At 58.8% G+C, this 15,365-nt stretch carries 17 protein-coding genes; 10 read left to right on the top strand and 7 right to left on the bottom strand.

Annotated features, from left to right (window positions below; all coding sequences use genetic code 11):
* Positions 1-234 precede the first annotated feature (234 nt).
* From groL to I9184_RS00400, 3 genes are all read right to left on the bottom strand, one after another.
* Positions 235-1,878 (bottom strand): chaperonin GroEL, encoded by a 1,644-nt coding sequence (groL, locus tag I9184_RS00410; protein ID WP_171634470.1) that lies wholly within the window; start codon positions 1,876-1,878, stop codon positions 235-237.
* A 53-nt stretch (positions 1,879-1,931) separates the two neighbouring features.
* Complete coding sequence (gene groES / locus I9184_RS00405) at positions 1,932-2,219, bottom strand: co-chaperone GroES (protein ID WP_010441779.1); 288 nt, start codon at positions 2,217-2,219, stop codon at positions 1,932-1,934.
* A 152-nt stretch (positions 2,220-2,371) separates the two neighbouring features.
* A complete protein-coding gene (locus tag I9184_RS00400) occupies positions 2,372-3,046 on the bottom strand; it encodes a DUF2161 family putative PD-(D/E)XK-type phosphodiesterase (RefSeq protein ID WP_209832262.1) in 675 nt (224 codons plus the stop codon).
* Positions 3,047-3,156: 110 nt separating this feature from the next.
* Between I9184_RS00400 and I9184_RS00395 the strand changes: the two genes are divergently transcribed.
* From I9184_RS00395 to I9184_RS00375, 5 genes are all read left to right on the top strand, one after another.
* The gene (locus I9184_RS00395; protein ID WP_209832261.1) at positions 3,157-4,137 is read left to right on the top strand and encodes a TraB/GumN family protein; all 981 of its coding nucleotides are present in this window, start codon (positions 3,157-3,159) and stop codon (positions 4,135-4,137) included.
* 110 nt (positions 4,138-4,247) lie between these two features.
* Positions 4,248-5,168: a manganese-dependent inorganic pyrophosphatase gene (locus I9184_RS00390; RefSeq protein ID WP_171634476.1), complete on the top strand. Its 921-nt coding sequence runs from the start codon at positions 4,248-4,250 to the stop codon at positions 5,166-5,168.
* Positions 5,169-5,300: 132 nt separating this feature from the next.
* Entirely contained in the window at positions 5,301-6,377 is a 1,077-nt protein-coding gene (locus tag I9184_RS00385) for a DUF389 domain-containing protein (RefSeq protein ID WP_171634479.1), read from the top strand.
* Positions 6,378-6,479: 102 nt separating this feature from the next.
* Positions 6,480-7,355, top strand: coding sequence for a TIGR01459 family HAD-type hydrolase (locus tag I9184_RS00380; protein WP_171634481.1), 876 nt, complete (start codon positions 6,480-6,482; stop codon positions 7,353-7,355).
* A 101-nt stretch (positions 7,356-7,456) separates the two neighbouring features.
* On the top strand, positions 7,457-7,900 hold the full coding sequence (locus tag I9184_RS00375) for a MaoC family dehydratase (RefSeq protein ID WP_117872517.1): 444 nt from the start codon (positions 7,457-7,459) through the stop codon (positions 7,898-7,900).
* Positions 7,901-7,975: 75 nt separating this feature from the next.
* Here I9184_RS00375 and I9184_RS00370 read toward each other — a convergent pair whose 3' ends face one another.
* Together I9184_RS00370 and I9184_RS00365 are read right to left on the bottom strand one after the other, a co-directional pair.
* On the bottom strand, positions 7,976-8,965 hold the full coding sequence (locus tag I9184_RS00370; protein ID WP_209832260.1) for a methylenetetrahydrofolate reductase: 990 nt from the start codon (positions 8,963-8,965) through the stop codon (positions 7,976-7,978).
* Entirely contained in the window at positions 8,962-9,543 is a 582-nt protein-coding gene (locus I9184_RS00365) for a methylenetetrahydrofolate reductase C-terminal domain-containing protein (protein ID WP_171634484.1), read from the bottom strand. Before I9184_RS00365 ends, I9184_RS00370 begins: the two co-directional genes overlap by 4 nt.
* Positions 9,544-9,803: 260 nt before the next feature.
* Between I9184_RS00365 and I9184_RS00360 the strand changes: the two genes are divergently transcribed.
* From I9184_RS00360 to I9184_RS00350, 3 genes are read left to right on the top strand one after another with little or no spacing between them, the layout of a single operon-like run.
* Entirely contained in the window at positions 9,804-10,736 is a 933-nt protein-coding gene (locus tag I9184_RS00360) for a bifunctional riboflavin kinase/FAD synthetase (RefSeq protein ID WP_209832259.1), read from the top strand.
* Positions 10,733-11,206: a YcgN family cysteine cluster protein gene (locus I9184_RS00355; RefSeq protein WP_171206268.1), complete on the top strand. Its 474-nt coding sequence runs from the start codon at positions 10,733-10,735 to the stop codon at positions 11,204-11,206. The genes I9184_RS00360 and I9184_RS00355 overlap by 4 nt, the downstream gene beginning before the upstream one ends.
* Positions 11,206-12,240, top strand: a complete 1,035-nt coding sequence (locus tag I9184_RS00350; protein ID WP_171168941.1) for a beta-eliminating lyase-related protein — start codon at positions 11,206-11,208, stop codon at positions 12,238-12,240. The genes I9184_RS00355 and I9184_RS00350 overlap by 1 nt, the downstream gene beginning before the upstream one ends.
* Here I9184_RS00350 and I9184_RS00345 read toward each other — a convergent pair.
* Both I9184_RS00345 and I9184_RS00340 read right to left on the bottom strand, forming a co-directional pair.
* Complete coding sequence (locus I9184_RS00345) at positions 12,227-13,060, bottom strand: alpha/beta hydrolase (RefSeq protein ID WP_209832258.1); 834 nt, start codon at positions 13,058-13,060, stop codon at positions 12,227-12,229. The genes I9184_RS00350 and I9184_RS00345 overlap by 14 nt on opposite strands.
* Complete coding sequence (locus I9184_RS00340) at positions 13,057-13,659, bottom strand: 2-hydroxychromene-2-carboxylate isomerase (protein WP_171722737.1); 603 nt, start codon at positions 13,657-13,659, stop codon at positions 13,057-13,059. Before I9184_RS00340 ends, I9184_RS00345 begins: the two co-directional genes overlap by 4 nt.
* Before the next feature lie 107 nt (positions 13,660-13,766).
* On the opposite strand from I9184_RS00340, the gene I9184_RS00335 reads away from it, so the two are divergent.
* Together I9184_RS00335 and rpiB are read left to right on the top strand one after the other, a co-directional pair.
* Entirely contained in the window at positions 13,767-14,786 is a 1,020-nt protein-coding gene (locus tag I9184_RS00335) for a ribose-phosphate pyrophosphokinase (RefSeq protein ID WP_117872500.1), read from the top strand.
* A gap of 103 nt (positions 14,787-14,889) precedes the next feature.
* Positions 14,890-15,339, top strand: coding sequence for a ribose 5-phosphate isomerase B (gene rpiB / locus I9184_RS00330; protein ID WP_171634498.1), 450 nt, complete (start codon positions 14,890-14,892; stop codon positions 15,337-15,339).
* The last annotated feature ends 26 nt before the right edge of the window (positions 15,340-15,365 follow it).

Here is a 15,365-nt window from a genome sequence, read left to right as displayed (position 1 = left end):
ATAGCCGTTTGGGCGGGATTTGCACACTCACTTTCGCGAAGGTTGTGGGAACAGACATCCGGCGCCGGACAAAGCAGCGTCTAAACACGCCTTGAAAACAGAACTGTCAACACAAAACGGGGCCGCCCGAAGGCGACCCCGTTCTTAAGCTATACGGCTTCCCTATCGGCAGCTTGGCGATATCGCCAAGCGCCTGTCGGGTCGTCAGAATTCGCCGGGGCGAATTCGACGTGCTTACATCATGCCGCCCATACCGCCCATGTCGGGCATGCCGCCGGCAGGTGCCGCGCCTTCCTTGGCCGGCTTGTCGGCAACCATTGCTTCGGTGGTGACCAGCAGGCCAGCAACCGATGCAGCGTCTTCCAGAGCAGTCCGAACCACTTTGGCCGGGTCAATCACACCGAACGAGAACATGTCGCCATATTCTTCGGTCTGCGCGTTGAAGCCGAATGCTGCGTCCGACGATTCGCGGACCTTGCCGGCTACAACCGCGCCGTCGACACCTGCGTTCTCGGCGATCTGACGCAGCGGCGCTTCGATTGCCTTGCGAACGATGTTGATACCTGCGTCCTGATCGGCGTTTGCACCTTTCAGAGCTTCCAGTGCTTTACCGGCCTGGACCAGAGCAACACCACCGCCCACAACAACGCCTTCCTGAACGGCAGCGCGTGTTGCGTTCAGAGCATCGTCCACACGGTCTTTGCGCTCTTTCACTTCGACTTCGGTCATGCCGCCGACGCGGATAACGGCAACACCGCCTGCCAGTTTGGCAACGCGCTCTTGCAGCTTCTCGCGGTCGTAGTCGCTGGTGGTTTCTTCGATCTGGGTGCGGATCTGAGCAACACGTGCTTCGATCTCGGCTTTCTCGCCAGCACCGTCGACGATGGTGGTTTCGTCTTTGGTGATTTCGATTTTCTTGGCGGTGCCCAGCATGTCCATGGTCACGGACTCGAGCTTCATGCCCAGATCTTCGCTGATAACCTGACCGCCGGTCAGGATTGCGATATCCTGCAACATGGCCTTACGGCGATCGCCGAAGCCAGGTGCTTTGACAGCAGCAATTTTCAGGCCGCCGCGCAGTTTGTTGACAACCAGAGTTGCCAGCGCTTCGCCTTCAACATCCTCGGCAATGATCAGCAGCGGTTTCTGCGACTGGATCACTTGCTCCAGCAGCGGAACCATCGGCTGCAACGAGGACAGTTTCTTTTCGTGCAGCAGGATCATGCAGTCGTCGAGCTCTGCGATCATCTTGTCTGCGTTGGTGACGAAGTAAGGCGACAGGTAGCCACGGTCGAACTGCATACCTTCGACAACGTCGGTCTCGGTTTCCAGACCTTTGTTTTCTTCGACGGTGATAACGCCTTCGTTGCCAACCTTCTGCATCGCGTCTGCGATCTGCTGGCCGATTTCCGCTTCGCCGTTGGCCGAGATTGTGCCAACCTGAGCGACTTCTGCCGAGTCTTTGACTTCGCGCGAAGCAGCTTTAATGCCTTCAACAACCTTGGCAGTTGCCAGGTCGATGCCGCGCTTCAGGTCCATCGGGTTCAGGCCAGCTGCAACCTGCTTCAGGCCTTCTTTTACGATCGCCTGTGCCAGAACGGTTGCGGTGGTGGTGCCGTCGCCGGCTTCGTCATTGGTGCGGCTGGCGACTTCTTTCACCATCTGCGCGCCCATGTTTTCGAACTTGTCTTCCAGTTCGATTTCCTTGGCAACCGAAACACCGTCTTTGGTGATGCGCGGCGCGCCGAAGGATTTGTCCAGAACCACGTTGCGGCCTTTGGGGCCCAGGGTCACTTTAACCGCGTCGGCCAGGATGTTCACACCCTTCAGCATACGGTTGCGGGCATCGGTGTCGAATTTGACGTCCTTTGCAGCCATGTCGTTTCTCCTTGAGAAATTGATTTGAAATGAAGATCAGAGAAAGCGCGCGCTTACTCGATGATCCCCATGATGTCGCTTTCTTTCATCATCAGCAGCTCTTCGCCGTTGACCTGAACCTCGGTGCCCGACCATTTGCCGAACAGGATCTTGTCGCCAGCCTTGACAGCCATTGCGATCAGTTCGCCGCTGTCCTTGCGCGCACCTTCGCCGGTTGCGACGACTTCGCCTTCGCTTGGCTTTTCTTTTGCGCTGTCAGGAATGATCAGGCCGCCTGCGGTTTTCTCTTCGCTCTCTACGCGGCGAACCAGCACACGGTCATGAAGCGGTTTCAATGCCATCTTTGTAGCTCCTTGGGCTCAAAGTTTATCTATCCTCCCCCCGCCTTCCGACGAGGCGTTAGCACTCGGGGTGTGTGAGTGATAACGACGCATAGCTAGGGAGTCTAAAAGTCCGAGTCAACAATTTGTGAGAGATTTTTTTGCAAAATGGATCAGTCAGCCTGTTCCCAGCTATAGGCCCAATGCTTCAACCCTTCTGCGCCCTCTGATGTAAGCCCATAGATGCCTTTTTCAACCTTCTCGAACCACCCGTAGTGGTTTTCCCGCATAAGCCGGGTGGCGACCGGGACCGCGACCGATCTGGCGACGTCCGCCCCCTTTGACGGGCCATTCTCGGCCAGATAGGCCGCACATTTCAGCGCATCCTGCCGATACGCCGTCACGATACCATGGCGCGTCGCGCCCCCGGCGTTCGGGTCGCCTTGCAGCCGGTCGAATTCGCGCAGCAACCGTGCGGCCCTGGCTTTGTTCTTTCGGGGCGCGTAGGGGCCGGGATCGCACTGAACCTCGACCGTACCATCAGCCCGCACGGTGATCAGGCCCAGGCCGAGCCTACGACACAGTGCCAGATTATCTTTCAGCGCCCGCCGGGCCGTTCGGCCGGTGGGTTTGCAGACGGCAACATAGACCAGATCGGTGAGTTTCAACCGGGTGATCGCCTGATGAAACAGGGACAGCGTGAACCGCAGTTTCAGTTCGACGATCACCGGCGTATCCCCATCGCGCACCGCCACGATGTCGGCTGCGCCGACTTCACCCTTGACGGTGTATCCCTGACGCTCCAGCAGCGCCTTGACCGGGGGATAGAGATCCTGCTCGCGGTTCATGTGGCCATGCTACGCAGATTGCCAGGGAATACCAGACGGGCGGCTTGAACATCGGCAGGTGGCGTGCCTAAGTCTGGGTTCAACTTCTTGACACCATTCAGGCTGGCCCCATGCGTTTGCTCACGTTTCTTGCGTTCCTTCTGTTTCCGATCCCGGCTCAGGCCGCGTGCGAGGGGGTGGACCTGCGGCCACGACTGCCCGAGGAAACCCGGACAAAATTGCAAAGTGCAGTGGGCCAGATCGCTTATCCCGAAGGCAATCACTGGATTGCACGCAAGGGCGACACGGTTTTGCACATCATCGGCACGTTGCACAGTTACGATCCGCGCATGGAAGACGTGATTGACCGCCTGTCGCCCGAACTCAGCAAAGCGGACGCCTTTTATTTCGAAGTCACTCAGCACGACATGGACGCCTTCGAAAAGACGATGGCCAACGACCTGAGTGCGGTAATGATTACCTCGGGCCCTACGTTGATCGATCTGATGGAGGAAAACGACTGGGATGCGCTGTCCGCAGCCCTGGCCCAGCGCGGCATCCCCGGCTGGATGGCTGCGAAGATGCGTCCGTGGTTCCTGACCATGATGCTGAGCATTCCGCCCTGCATGATCGAGGACCCGAATTCAACTTATGGAATGGACGCCCGCCTGAACGATCTGGCCGTTGAAAAAGGTATCCCGCAGCACTCGCTGGAACGAATCGAAGACCTTATGGCCATGTTCGACAGTTATCCGCTTGAGAAACAGGTCGAGTCGCTTGTGCGCCTGTCCGGGGCGATGCAGGGCAATGCAGACCAGTTGGCCACCATGGCCAACGCGTATCTTGAAGAAAAGCACGCCGAGATCTTACAGCTTGCCCGCCTACAGGGGCTGGAGCAGTCGGGCCTGAGCCCCGAAGCCTTCGATACGGAATGGCAGGATTTCGAGCAGCAATTGCTGGTGCAGCGAAATGCCAACTGGATGGCGCAGATTTTGGACATCAGGGATCAGACAGTTGTGATTGCAGTCGGCGCGGGACACCTGAGCGATGATTACGGCCTGCTGAATCAGCTGGAAGAAGCCGGATACGTTCTGACACGCGCCGAGTTCTGAACGGGCCCAGCGGTTTTCAGACCAAGCGTCGCAGACAGTGCTCAGCGGCGTGACAACGGCCTTTAGCCGCCCTATAAGGCGCGCAAATTTCCATTCCGCAGGACACTGACATGACGACGCTAGTATTTGGCCACAAATCCCCCGACACAGATTCCACAGGCTCGCCGATCCTGTGGTCGTGGTACCTGAACGAGGTCAAGGGTGAGCAGACCGAACCCGTACTGCTGGGTGAACCCAACACCGAAGCAACATTCATGCTGGAAAACTGGGACCTGCCCAAGCCGCGGATCCTTGAGGACCTGCCCGCGGAAACGCCGGTGGTTATCGTCGACACCAACAACCCCGCCGAACTGCCGGCCAACATCAACGACGCGGACATCCGCGCCATCATCGACCATCACAAGCTGGTCGGCGGCCTGGAAACCAAAGGCCCGATCGACATCACAGTGCGCCCCCTGGCCTGCACCGCCACCATCATGGTTGATCTGATGGGCGAAGATGCGGCCAAGATGCCCGACGCCATCAAGGGCGCCGCGCTTACCTGCATTCTGTCGGATACTCTGGAATTCCGCTCACCCACCACCACGGCGCATGACCGCGAGGTTGCAGAACGTCTGGCGGCCGAGCTCGAGCTGGACATTTCGGCATATGCCGCAGACATGTTCGCGGCGAAATCGGATGTCTCGTCCTTTTCGGACGCCGAGTTGATCCGCATGGACAGTAAAGAATACGAGGTCGACGGCACCAAATTCCGGGTCTCGGTTCTGGAAACCACCGCTCCCGGCGTCGTTCTGGACCGCAAGGCCAGCCTGGCGGACTCGATGGTGGCCGTTGCCAAGGAAGACGGCGTCGAGCAGGTGCTGCTGTTCGTGGTTGATATCCTGAACGAAGAGGCCACGCTGCTGGTCCCCAATGATCTGGTCAAAACCGTGGCCGAGAAAAGCTTTGGCGCAACCGTGGACGGCGACGCCGTAGTTCTGCCCGGTATCATGAGTCGTAAAAAGCAGATCATTCCGAACCTGAAGGTCTGATCCTCAAGCGACCCAAATATGAAGGCGTCCAATTCGGGCGCCTTTTTTCTTTGCTGACAGCCATTTGCGGAGGCGTTGCCGGTTGTTAGTCTGACCGGGGGTCAAAAGCCTATCCCAGGTCAGGTAAATGCAATGGTCGTACGAAAACTGAGCACCACCCGCAGCATCCTTCTTTTTGAAGGTGCCGACAAGGCGGCGTATTGGCGACGTTTTGCAATGTTGCTGACGCTGTCGGTCGTGATTGCCACCATGGGTTTGCTGCGCAACTCAGGCGCTGTCGTGATCGCGGCCATGCTTGTGGCGCCGCTGATGACCCCGATCCTCGGGGTGGCCGCCGCGATGGTCATGGGATGGTTGAAACGCGCGGTGACGCTGGCGCTTACGGTTTGCCTGGCCGCCATTGTCTGCGTGATGATGGCATGGTTTCTGGTCTATGTCGCAGATGTTCCCCGTGGCATTTTGATCCCCGACCAGGTCCTGGCGCGCACCGATCCCGGCACCGAAGACCTGATCGTCGCGCTCGCTGCCGGTGTGGCCGGGGCCTATGTTCAGATCAACAAATCCGAATTGAGCCTTCTACCCGGCGCGGCCATCGGCGTTTCGCTTGTTCCCCCGCTGTCGGCCTCGGGCATTCTTTTATATTTTGACGAACCCGCCGAGGCCTATGAGGCAGGGCTGCTTTTCGCAACGAATCTTGGCGCGATCATTCTGTCAGCCTGCGCGGTTTATCTTGTCTATGCCGCGCGCTCCGTGGTTTTCAGCAAGGGAAAGCGCAAACTGAACTTTACCGCCAGCGTCTTTGTCGCGATCGCGTTTCTGGTCGTCGTCGTCCTGCAGCTTGGGAAGTCCACCTACAACCGTTATCTGGAAACGCGGACCGAGGCGCAACTGGCCGAGTCCATTCGTGCATGGGCCGATCCGGTTTCCGTGGAAATCATCCGCATCGACGTCAACGCTCAGCGCAAGCGGGCCGAGGTTTGGCTGATCGTCGATCTGCCGGCCGAAGCACAGTTCAAGGTTTCTTCCATTGCCGGTTTGCTGCCACCCAAGCTGCGTGAGACCCCTCTGGTCGGGGTGTTGGAGGAGGAACTAGGACCCGGATACTTGGCCATTATCCGGTATCAGCCGCGTATCGGGGCCCAGATCATCCTGGGAACGGAAAACGTTCAGCAGGCCCCGGATGTCACGAAAATTACCGAAGACGAGTAGCAGATTCACCCATTCCTTGGCGCAAACGGGAATGCGGGATGGTGTTCGGGCCCAAGCTTTGCCATAGCTGTCGCCAGCGCGATATCAGACCCAGAGGCACCCATGACCCAGATCGTTTCCTCGCTTTCCGAGATCTCGGACCGTTACAAGGCATTGTTCGTCGACCTTTGGGGCTGTGTTCACAACGGCATCACGGCCTACCCCGAGGCGGTCGAAGCGCTGAAGGCCTATCGCGCCAAGGGTGGACTGGTGGTCTTGGTCACGAACTCTCCCAAACCTCGCGCCGGGGTGGCAGAGCAGCTCGTGCAATTCAACGTCCCCGCCGACGCGTATGACACCATCGCCACCAGCGGGGATTCCGCGCGATCCGCGATGTTCCGGGGTGCTGTGGGGCACAAGGTTTACTTCATGGGCGAGTGGCAGCGCGATGCGGGCTTTTTCGAACCGCTGAAACTGCTGGATCACCCCATCCATATCGAGCGTGTGCCGCTGAAGGAAGCCGAGGGTATTGTCTGCTGCGGTCCGTTCGACCCGATGGCCGACCCGGATGTGAACCGGCCGGATTTCCTGTACGCCAAGCAGATGGGGATGAAACTGCTTTGTGCGAACCCTGATATTGTCGTGGACCGCGGCGAGGTGCGCGAATGGTGCGCCGGTGCTTTGGCCAGGCTGTACACCGAAATGGGCGGCGAGAGCCTGTATTTCGGCAAACCGCATCCCCCGATCTATGATCTGGCCCGCCGCAGGTTGCAGGAACTGGGGCACGACATCCCCGACAGCGACATTCTGGTGATCGGCGACGGCCCCCACACGGACATTCTGGGCGGCATGGGAGAGGGCATTGATTCTCTGTTCATCTCGGGCGGATTGGCCGCGGCAGAAACAAAAACGTCGCATCATCCGCACCACGAATCTCTAACCTCCTATATTGAAAGGGAAAAGATCAATCCAACCTACACGATCGGGCGCTTGAGGTAATAAGAAAAGACTTGATTTTCTGCAACTGCGAAGTAATAAAGTTGCCAACCTTGGCCAAATGATGGTTTTTTCTTTCACGGCCGATTTCGAGTGAGGGCAACATGTTGGACAATCTTCCGCGCGGAACGATCTGTATCGAAGACATCGAAATGGGCATGTCCCGCCACCTGCGCAAAGTGGTGACGGATGAAGATATCGAAATGTTCGCGCAGGTCTCGACCGACCGGAATCCGGTGCATCTGGACGACGACTATGCCCGCGATACGATCTTCGAAGGCCGTATTGCCCACGGAATGCTGACGGCGGGTCTGATCTCGGCCGTGATTGGTGAACAACTGCCGGGTCATGGCACCGTTTACATGGGTCAGTCACTGAAGTTCCTGGCACCTGTGCGTCCGGGTGACATGGTCTATGCCGAGGTGAAAGTGATCGACATCGATTTTGCCAAGCGCCGCGTCAAGCTGGACTGCCATTGTTCGGTCGAGGGCAAGAAGGTCCTGATCGGCGAAGCGATGGTGCTTGCCCCGTCGCGCAAGTTCGACTGACTGGCAAACACAGTCTCGCAAAAGGCGCCGGACCGGCGCCTTTTTTGTTTGGGCACTCAAATGCACACAAGGTCGTCAGGAAGAACGGGTTCTTTTTCGCCCTTTCAGCGCACCTGATTCCAGAATGATTTCCGACACCACGTGTTCACGTCTGTAGGCCATCACGTGAACCCCGGAAACACCGGCGATGTCCCGGATCTGCTGGATCAGTTCGATACAGATCTTCTTGCCCTCTTCCGCGGGCTTTTCGGCCTTTTCCATCCGCTCGATGACATGATCCGGGATGTGAATTCCGGGCACATTGCTGCGCATCCAGCGTGCCGCGCGTGCCGAAGCGATTGGGCCGACACCCGCGATGATGAATACTCTTTCGTCCAGTCCGGCTTCCCGAACCCGGTCCATGAACCTTTCAAAGAGCGGAATGTCGTAGATATAGTTGGTCTGAATAAACTCGGCCCCCGCCTCGACCTTCTTTGCAAGACGTTCCGGGCGCCAGTCATAGGGCGGTATACAGGGGTTTTCCGCTGCACCCAAAAACAGTTGAGGGGGGCGCGTGATCTTGCGGCCGGAAAGAAACTTTCCCTGATCGCGCATCGTTCGGATCGTCCGCAGCAAGGTCAGGGAATCAAAGTCAAACACAGGTTTTGCGCCCGGTTGATCCCCAACCCCGACACCGTCGCCCGTCAGGCACAGCACGTTGCTGACGCCCAGCGCAGCAGCCCCCAGAACATCCCCCTGAATGGCGATCCGGTTCCGGTCTCGGCAGGAAATCTGATAGACCGGAGAATACCCTGCGCGGGTCAACAACGCACAGATCCCTATCGAAGACATGTGGCAGTTGGCACCAGACGCATCGGTTGCATTGATCGCATCCGCCACTTCGCCCAGCGGCTGTGCCGCCTGAAACACATCCTCGGGGTCAGCACTGTCTGGCGGGTTAAGTTCAGCAGTCACCGCAAAGCGACCCGAACGCAGAACTCTTTCCAATCGACTGTGCGAGACATAGCCCTCGGGAACAGGCACATAGCCGATCGGCTCGACCTCGCTGCGATGGGCATCATTCATTTCTTCAGCTCCCGGTTCACCGCGTTGGGGGGTTCTGCAGCCAGAGGTGCCGCAGAGGGTTCGTTTTCACGCGCCTCCGGGAACGCCTGCGCAAGCGTTTCGCGGGCAGCGTCCCGGGCCTCGCGTTCCCGTGCGGCGATCTCGCGGCTGACCCGCAGCCAGGATGATGATCCCTTCAACGTGTGTTCCACGGGCGGAAGAACCTCTTTTATCTTGTTGCCCCCGTGTTGCATGCGGCTGGCGCCGTCCCAGGCCAAAGCCCAGACGCATTTCATATCGGGCTTCACCTCGCAGAACTCACCGGGACGTACACCGCCGCACGGGCCGTTGCGCAGTTGCTTGGGGCAGTTCATCGGGCAAGACATACCCGTCGAAGACAAAACGCATTGTCCGCACATCTTGCAATCAAACAAAAGACTTTTGACGCCTTTTTCTACCAGCGCGATGGGGCGTTCAACGCGGTTGTAGCCGATCTTTGCAAAGACCGGATCCATCGCGACCATGCCCCGTTCGACACATTTGTAAATCCACTCGAACGCACGGGCGTTGCGAATCGCGAACAGTCGCAATCGATACATGGGTCTGCCTCCTGTGCTGGGTTCATTTGAACCTGGCCGGGCCATCGTCCGCCGCCCAGCGTGGTCCGAGGGCCGGAAACCCAGTCTACACCCAGTATTTTTTTTGGATCAAGCAGTTGACCGAATGTTGTACAGCATTCCAGGGATGCCCCGTGTGCAATCATGTCCGGCAAGTGGTTTTGGTGTGTTTCGCCAGAACGCGCGCCTTGAACTCAAACTGCCGCTTGAACAAATCGCAACGCAACGCTACGCAATCGCCTATGCACATCATCCGGGATTTCCAGTTTGTCGAGCCAGAAGATCGCGGCGCCAGCGTTGCGATCGGGAATTTTGATGGCGTTCATGTGGGGCACCAGTCGGTGATCGAACTGGCCCGCGACGCGGCCCCGGATGCGCCACTGGGGGTCATGACCTTCGAGCCGCATCCGCGTGAATACTTTGCGCCGGACTCTCCTCCGTTCCGCCTGATGCGCGGCAATGCCCGGGCGCATCGGCTTGAGAAACTGGGTGTGAAGAAACTGTATGAACTGCCGTTCAACGCGGCGCTGGCCGGGCTTTCCCCCGATGAATTCGCGCGCAACGTGATTTGTGACGGGCTGGGCCTGTCCCATGTCGTTGTCGGGGCCGATTTCTGTTTTGGCAAGGGCCGCAGCGGGACGGCTGACGATCTGGTTCGGTTCGGGCAAGAGATGGGATTTGGCGTGACGATCGCCCCTTTGATGCAGCGGTCGGAAAACGTGGTCTCGTCAACCGCCATCCGAACCGCGTTGAGCGAGGGTCGCCCAAAGGATGCCGCCGCGATGCTGGGCCATTGGCACAGGATCGAAGGCGAGGTGATCGGGGGCGAGCAGCGCGGGAGGGAGCTGGGTTTCCCAACCGCGAACATGTCCATCGAAGGGCTCCACCCGCCCAAGTTCGGTGTCTACGCCGTATTGGTCGACGTGCTGGATGGCCCGCATCAGGGCAGTTATAACGGCGCGGCCTCGGTTGGGGTCCGCCCGATGTTCCATGGCGAAGTGCCAAATATCGAAACCTTCCTGTTCGACTTTTCCGGCGACCTGTACGGGGCGACCTTGTCGGTGGGGCTGATCGAATTCCTGCGCCCTGAAATGACATTTGACGGGCTGGATGGTCTGATCGCGCAGATGAATGCCGATTGTGAACAGGCCCGGGGCATTCTGGCCGCCCTATGAGCGCCGATCCGATTGAACGCACCGGCCTGCCCGCCCGGTTCTGGGAACGCAAACCGCTGCGCAAGATGAACCAGCGCGAGTGGGAGGCCCTGTGTGACGGCTGCGGCAAGTGCTGCCTCAACAAGCTGGAAGATGAAGACTCGGGCGAAGTTGCCCTGACCTGCGTCGCCTGCCGCCTGCTGGACGATGAAAGCTGCCGCTGCACGCAATACGACATCCGGCATCAATTCGTCCCTGAATGCATCGTCATGACGCCCGACAATATCGACGAACACGCCTATTGGTTGCCGCAAACCTGCGCCTATCGGCTGCTGTGGGAGGGCAAACCGCTTTACGACTGGCACCCATTGTTGTCTGGTACGCCGGAAACCGTGCACGCCGCAGGCGTGTCGGTCCGAGGGCGCACGGTGTCCGAGTTCGAAACCCCCATGGAAGAGTGGGAAGACTACATTATCGAGGAGCCTAGCTGATGTATTTCGCATCTGACAATTCCGGGCCGGTTCACCCGCAGGTCATGGCCAAACTGGCCGAGGCCAATCAGGGCTATCAGATGGCCTATGGCGCCGACACGATGATGAACGAGGTGCGTGACCGCATTCGCAGCATCTTTGAAGCTCCGGGGGCGGCCGTCTATCTGGTGGCGACGGGGACAGCGGCAAATTCTCTGGCTCTTGCCACATTGTCCAACCCTTGGGAAACGATCTTCTGCTCTCCGGTTGCCCATATTCACGAAGACGAGTGCAACGCGCCCGAGTTTTACACCGGGGCCAAGCTGACCCTTGTTCCCGGCGGTGACAAGATGGCGCCGGACGCGCTGCGCGGGTCCATCTTGGGCGAAGAAACCCGTGGTGTTCACGGGCCGCAGCGCGGGCCGGTGTCGATCACCCAGGTCACCGAGCGCGGATCGGTCTATTCGCTGGAGGAGTTGCAGGCGCTGTGCGGGGTCGCAAAGGAATATGGCTTGCCCGTCCATCTGGATGGGGCCCGGTTCAGCAATGCCCTGGTGGCCCTGAATTGCTCTCCGGCTGACATGACATGGAAAGCCGGGGTGGATGCAGTCAGCTTCGGTGGTACCAAAAACGGCCTGATGGGCGTCGAGGCCGTGGTGTTCTTTGACGAGAGCAAGGCCTGGGAATTCGAGCTGCGGCGCAAACGCGGGGCGCATCTGTTTTCCAAGCATCGCTACCTGTCCGCTCAGATGGCGGCCTATCTTGAAGATGATCTGTGGCTGAAGCTGGCGCGTCAGGCCAATGCAAACTGTGCCCGGCTGGCCGATGGCTTGCGTGCAAAAGGGGCCGAGTTCCTGCACGAACCACAGGCCAATATGATCTTTGCCGCTTTTTCACGCGCAAAGCACAAACAGCTGCATGAGGCCGGGGCAATCTACCACCTTTGGGGGGCCGAGCTGGAAGGTGACGATGACGATGAAAGCCTTGCGTGCAGACTGGTCTGCGACTGGTCGATCGGAACAGCCGAGATCGATCAGTTTCTCAGCCTGTTGTAACACCCGCCCCGTGGCCAGCTTTCCAGAACTCCTGAAGCAGCGCGCTGGTTTCACGAGGGTGCGAAATGGGCAGCATGTGCCCCGCACCTTGAACGACCTCATGGCGTGCGTTCGGCAGACGGCGCTGCAATCCTTTACAGATTGCGGGGATCGTCGGGTGGGTCTTTGATCCGCTCAGCAACAGGGTTGGCATCGATACGCGCTTGCATCTGTCGGGGTCAAGCAACCCTTCCCGGTCATCGTACAGAACGGGATAAGACGCGGGAACAACATGAATCCCACGTACCATGCTGGCGCGCGTCCGCTCTGGCAGGTCAGGCCATTTGGGGCTGATGCCAGAGCTCCACATCCGGTTGAACAACCGCGCGGCCAGCGCTTCGTCGCCTGCTTGGAACGCTGCTTCAATCGGCTGGGACTCTCGCAGGTGCTGATCGTAGAAACCGGGCGCGTCCTGTTTTGCCACCGCAAAGAACACAGGCTCAATCAGGGTCAAACTTCGAATACGGTCCGGGTGCTCGATGGCCAGTCTGAGCGCAACGATCGCCCCAAAGGAATGGCCGACCAGATCCGTGGGCTCGGTCAATTCGACCGCCGCCAGCTCTGTCACAGCGTCAAAGAAATCGCTTTGACCGTCCCAATCCGGACTGCGCCCATGAGACAGCATGTCCGGTGCAACAAGACACACGCTGCCATCCAATGCCTTGGCCAGACCGGACCACGCGCCGGAATGTGCAATGGTGCAATGAAGGGCAAGCAAATTGCGCCCTCCGTCACCCAATCGTCTCACGAAACCGGATTGCATCGCCGTCGGGGCTGTCATCCATCGATCTCGGACAGATGCCGATCCAGATCATCCAGGCGATCCTGCCCCCAGAAGCGTTGACCATCCGGCGTGATGTAGAACGGCGCGCCGAACACGCCGCGATCCACGGCTTCTTCCAGATTGGCGGCATAGGTTTCGGCCCCGACCAGCAGACCGCTGTTGGCCAGTTCCGGGTCAAACCCGGCATTTGCCAGGCAGTCCCGGATCACATCATCCTGAGCGACGTCCTTTTCTTCGGCCCAGCAGGCGCGCAGTATCAACTGGCACAACTTGCCCACGTCGCCCGAACCATCCTTGATCGCGGCGATGATCGCATAGGAAGACGGCGCCATGTTGGTCGGCCAGTGCGCCGGTTGCAGGTTGAACTCCATCCCCAGATTCTTCGATTGGCGCAGCAACTCTTGAGCGCGGTATTCGATGCGCGATACATGACGGTCTTTCGGCGGCGTGCCCCCGGTACGTGCGAACAGGGCCATGATGTCCAGCGGCTTGTAGTTAATCGTTGCGTCGTGTTTCGCCGCAATCTCTTCCAGCCGGTTCCCCGCAAGATAGCTGTAGGGCGAAATTGTCGCAAAAAAGTAGTCAATCCGGGTCATGTTCACTTTCTCCGCTGCGTTACCTTTGCGGGACGGTAAGGCCATGCTAAGCGGTGTCAACATCACGAATCTGTCACATTGCCATTGCTGCCCGGGGACCTCAGCCGATGCCGACACTTCACGAACCCAAGCTTATCGCTGGGAACGCCAACCTTCCACTTGCCAAAACCATCGCCCGTCGCATGAGCCTGTATCGCGGTGTCGACCAGGGATTGGTCGATGCACGCGTCGAACGGTTCAACGATGGCGAGATCTTCGTCGAAGTGTTCGAGAACGTACGCGGCGAGGATATGTTCATTATCCAGCCGACCTCGAACCCGGCCAACGACAACCTGATGGAGCTGCTGATCATCGCCGACGCACTGCGCCGCTCGTCGGCGCAACGGATCACGGCCGTGATCCCCTATTTCGGCTATGCCCGCCAGGATCGCCGCACCAAGGCCCGCACGCCCATCAGCGCCAAGCTGGTGGCCAATATGCTGACCGGCGCAGGGATCGAGCGGATTCTGACGATGGATCTTCATGCCGCGCAGATTCAGGGGTTTTTCGATATGCCCGTCGACAATCTGTACGCCTCGCCGATCTTTGCGCTGGATGTCAAAAACCAGTTCAAGGACAATCTGGATGAGATCATGGTGGTTTCACCCGACGTGGGCGGCGTGGCGCGCGCGCGTGAACTGGCCAAGCGCATCAACGCCCCCTTGTCGATCGTTGACAAGCGGCGCGAGAAAGCAGGCGAAGTCGCTGAAATGACCGTTATCGGAGATGTGAAGGACAAGATCTGCCTGATCGTCGACGATATGTGTGACACCGCCGGAACACTTTGCAAGGCCGCGCAGGTCCTGTTGGACAATGGCGCCAAGGAAGTTCATTCGTACATCACGCATGGTGTCATGAGCGGCCCCGCGGTCGAGCGGGTGACGAACTCGGTTATGAAGTCGCTGGTGTTGACCGACACGATCCAGCCGACCAAAGAGATTTTGAAGGCAAAGAACATCCGCATCGTTCCGACTGCGCCGATCTTCACCCAGGCGATCCTGAACATCTGGAACGGAACCAGTGTGTCTTCGCTGTTCGAAGACAAGACGCTGACCCCAATCTACGAATCCATGTATCAGATGGATTGAGCAACAGGGGCGGCCAAACATGTCGCCCCCTGATATCTGAAATACCGATTGCGCGGATATCTGACCATGGGGCGCGATCGGCGACACAAGTGGAATCACCTCCATGACTGCCAACAAACGTATTGTTCTTTCCAGCGATCACGCGGCGATCGAGCTGCGCCAGTCCGTGGCCAACCACATCGCACAGCAAGGTTGGGACGTGGTTGATATCGGCCCGACAACCCCGGAAAGCACCCATTACCCCAAGCACGGCAAGGCCGCAGCGCAGGCCGTTGCCTCGGGCGATTGCAGCTTGGGTATCGTCCTCTGCGGCACTGGGCAGGGTATCATGATGGCTGCGAACAAAGTGCCCGGCATTCGCTGTGGCGTTTGTTCCGACGCATTCTCGGCCCGCATGATCCGCCAGCACAACAACGCCAACATGCTGTCGATTGGCGCGCGGGTTGTCGGTGAGGGTCTGGCGCTGGACATCGTTGACGCGTTTCTGAATGCCGAATTCGAAGGCGGCCGCCACGCCACACGCGTGGACATGATCGAAGCGCAGGACGACTGAACCCAATCAGTCGTTCAAATGCCTGA

It is taken from the genome of Ruegeria sp. HKCCE3926, assembly GCF_017872515.1.
Taxonomy (GTDB): Bacteria; Pseudomonadota; Alphaproteobacteria; order Rhodobacterales; family Rhodobacteraceae; genus Ruegeria.
The sequence above is the reverse complement of the archived record's forward strand: the minus strand, read 5'-3'. Positions and strand labels throughout refer to the sequence as shown.

What these genes read in the sequence shown, in the direction of transcription:
- groL (WP_171634470.1), bottom strand. Translation starts at nt 1,878, where the DNA reads ATGGCTGCAAAGGACGTCAAATTCGACACCGATGCCCGCAACCGTATG.
- groES (WP_010441779.1), bottom strand. Translation starts at nt 2,219, where the DNA reads ATGGCATTGAAACCGCTTCATGACCGTGTGCTGGTTCGCCGCGTAGAG.
- I9184_RS00400 (WP_209832262.1), bottom strand. Translation starts at nt 3,046, where the DNA reads ATGAACCGCGAGCAGGATCTCTATCCCCCGGTCAAGGCGCTGCTGGAG.
- I9184_RS00395 (WP_209832261.1), top strand. Translation starts at nt 3,157, where the DNA reads ATGCGTTTGCTCACGTTTCTTGCGTTCCTTCTGTTTCCGATCCCGGCT.
- I9184_RS00390 (WP_171634476.1), top strand. Translation starts at nt 4,248, where the DNA reads ATGACGACGCTAGTATTTGGCCACAAATCCCCCGACACAGATTCCACA.
- I9184_RS00385 (WP_171634479.1), top strand. Translation starts at nt 5,301, where the DNA reads ATGGTCGTACGAAAACTGAGCACCACCCGCAGCATCCTTCTTTTTGAA.
- I9184_RS00380 (WP_171634481.1), top strand. Translation starts at nt 6,480, where the DNA reads ATGACCCAGATCGTTTCCTCGCTTTCCGAGATCTCGGACCGTTACAAG.
- I9184_RS00375 (WP_117872517.1), top strand. Translation starts at nt 7,457, where the DNA reads ATGTTGGACAATCTTCCGCGCGGAACGATCTGTATCGAAGACATCGAA.
- I9184_RS00370 (WP_209832260.1), bottom strand. Translation starts at nt 8,965, where the DNA reads ATGAATGATGCCCATCGCAGCGAGGTCGAGCCGATCGGCTATGTGCCT.
- I9184_RS00365 (WP_171634484.1), bottom strand. Translation starts at nt 9,543, where the DNA reads ATGTATCGATTGCGACTGTTCGCGATTCGCAACGCCCGTGCGTTCGAG.
- I9184_RS00360 (WP_209832259.1), top strand. Translation starts at nt 9,804, where the DNA reads ATGCACATCATCCGGGATTTCCAGTTTGTCGAGCCAGAAGATCGCGGC.
- I9184_RS00355 (WP_171206268.1), top strand. Translation starts at nt 10,733, where the DNA reads ATGAGCGCCGATCCGATTGAACGCACCGGCCTGCCCGCCCGGTTCTGG.
- I9184_RS00350 (WP_171168941.1), top strand. Translation starts at nt 11,206, where the DNA reads ATGTATTTCGCATCTGACAATTCCGGGCCGGTTCACCCGCAGGTCATG.
- I9184_RS00345 (WP_209832258.1), bottom strand. Translation starts at nt 13,060, where the DNA reads ATGACAGCCCCGACGGCGATGCAATCCGGTTTCGTGAGACGATTGGGT.
- I9184_RS00340 (WP_171722737.1), bottom strand. Translation starts at nt 13,659, where the DNA reads ATGACCCGGATTGACTACTTTTTTGCGACAATTTCGCCCTACAGCTAT.
- I9184_RS00335 (WP_117872500.1), top strand. Translation starts at nt 13,767, where the DNA reads ATGCCGACACTTCACGAACCCAAGCTTATCGCTGGGAACGCCAACCTT.
- rpiB (WP_171634498.1), top strand. Translation starts at nt 14,890, where the DNA reads ATGACTGCCAACAAACGTATTGTTCTTTCCAGCGATCACGCGGCGATC.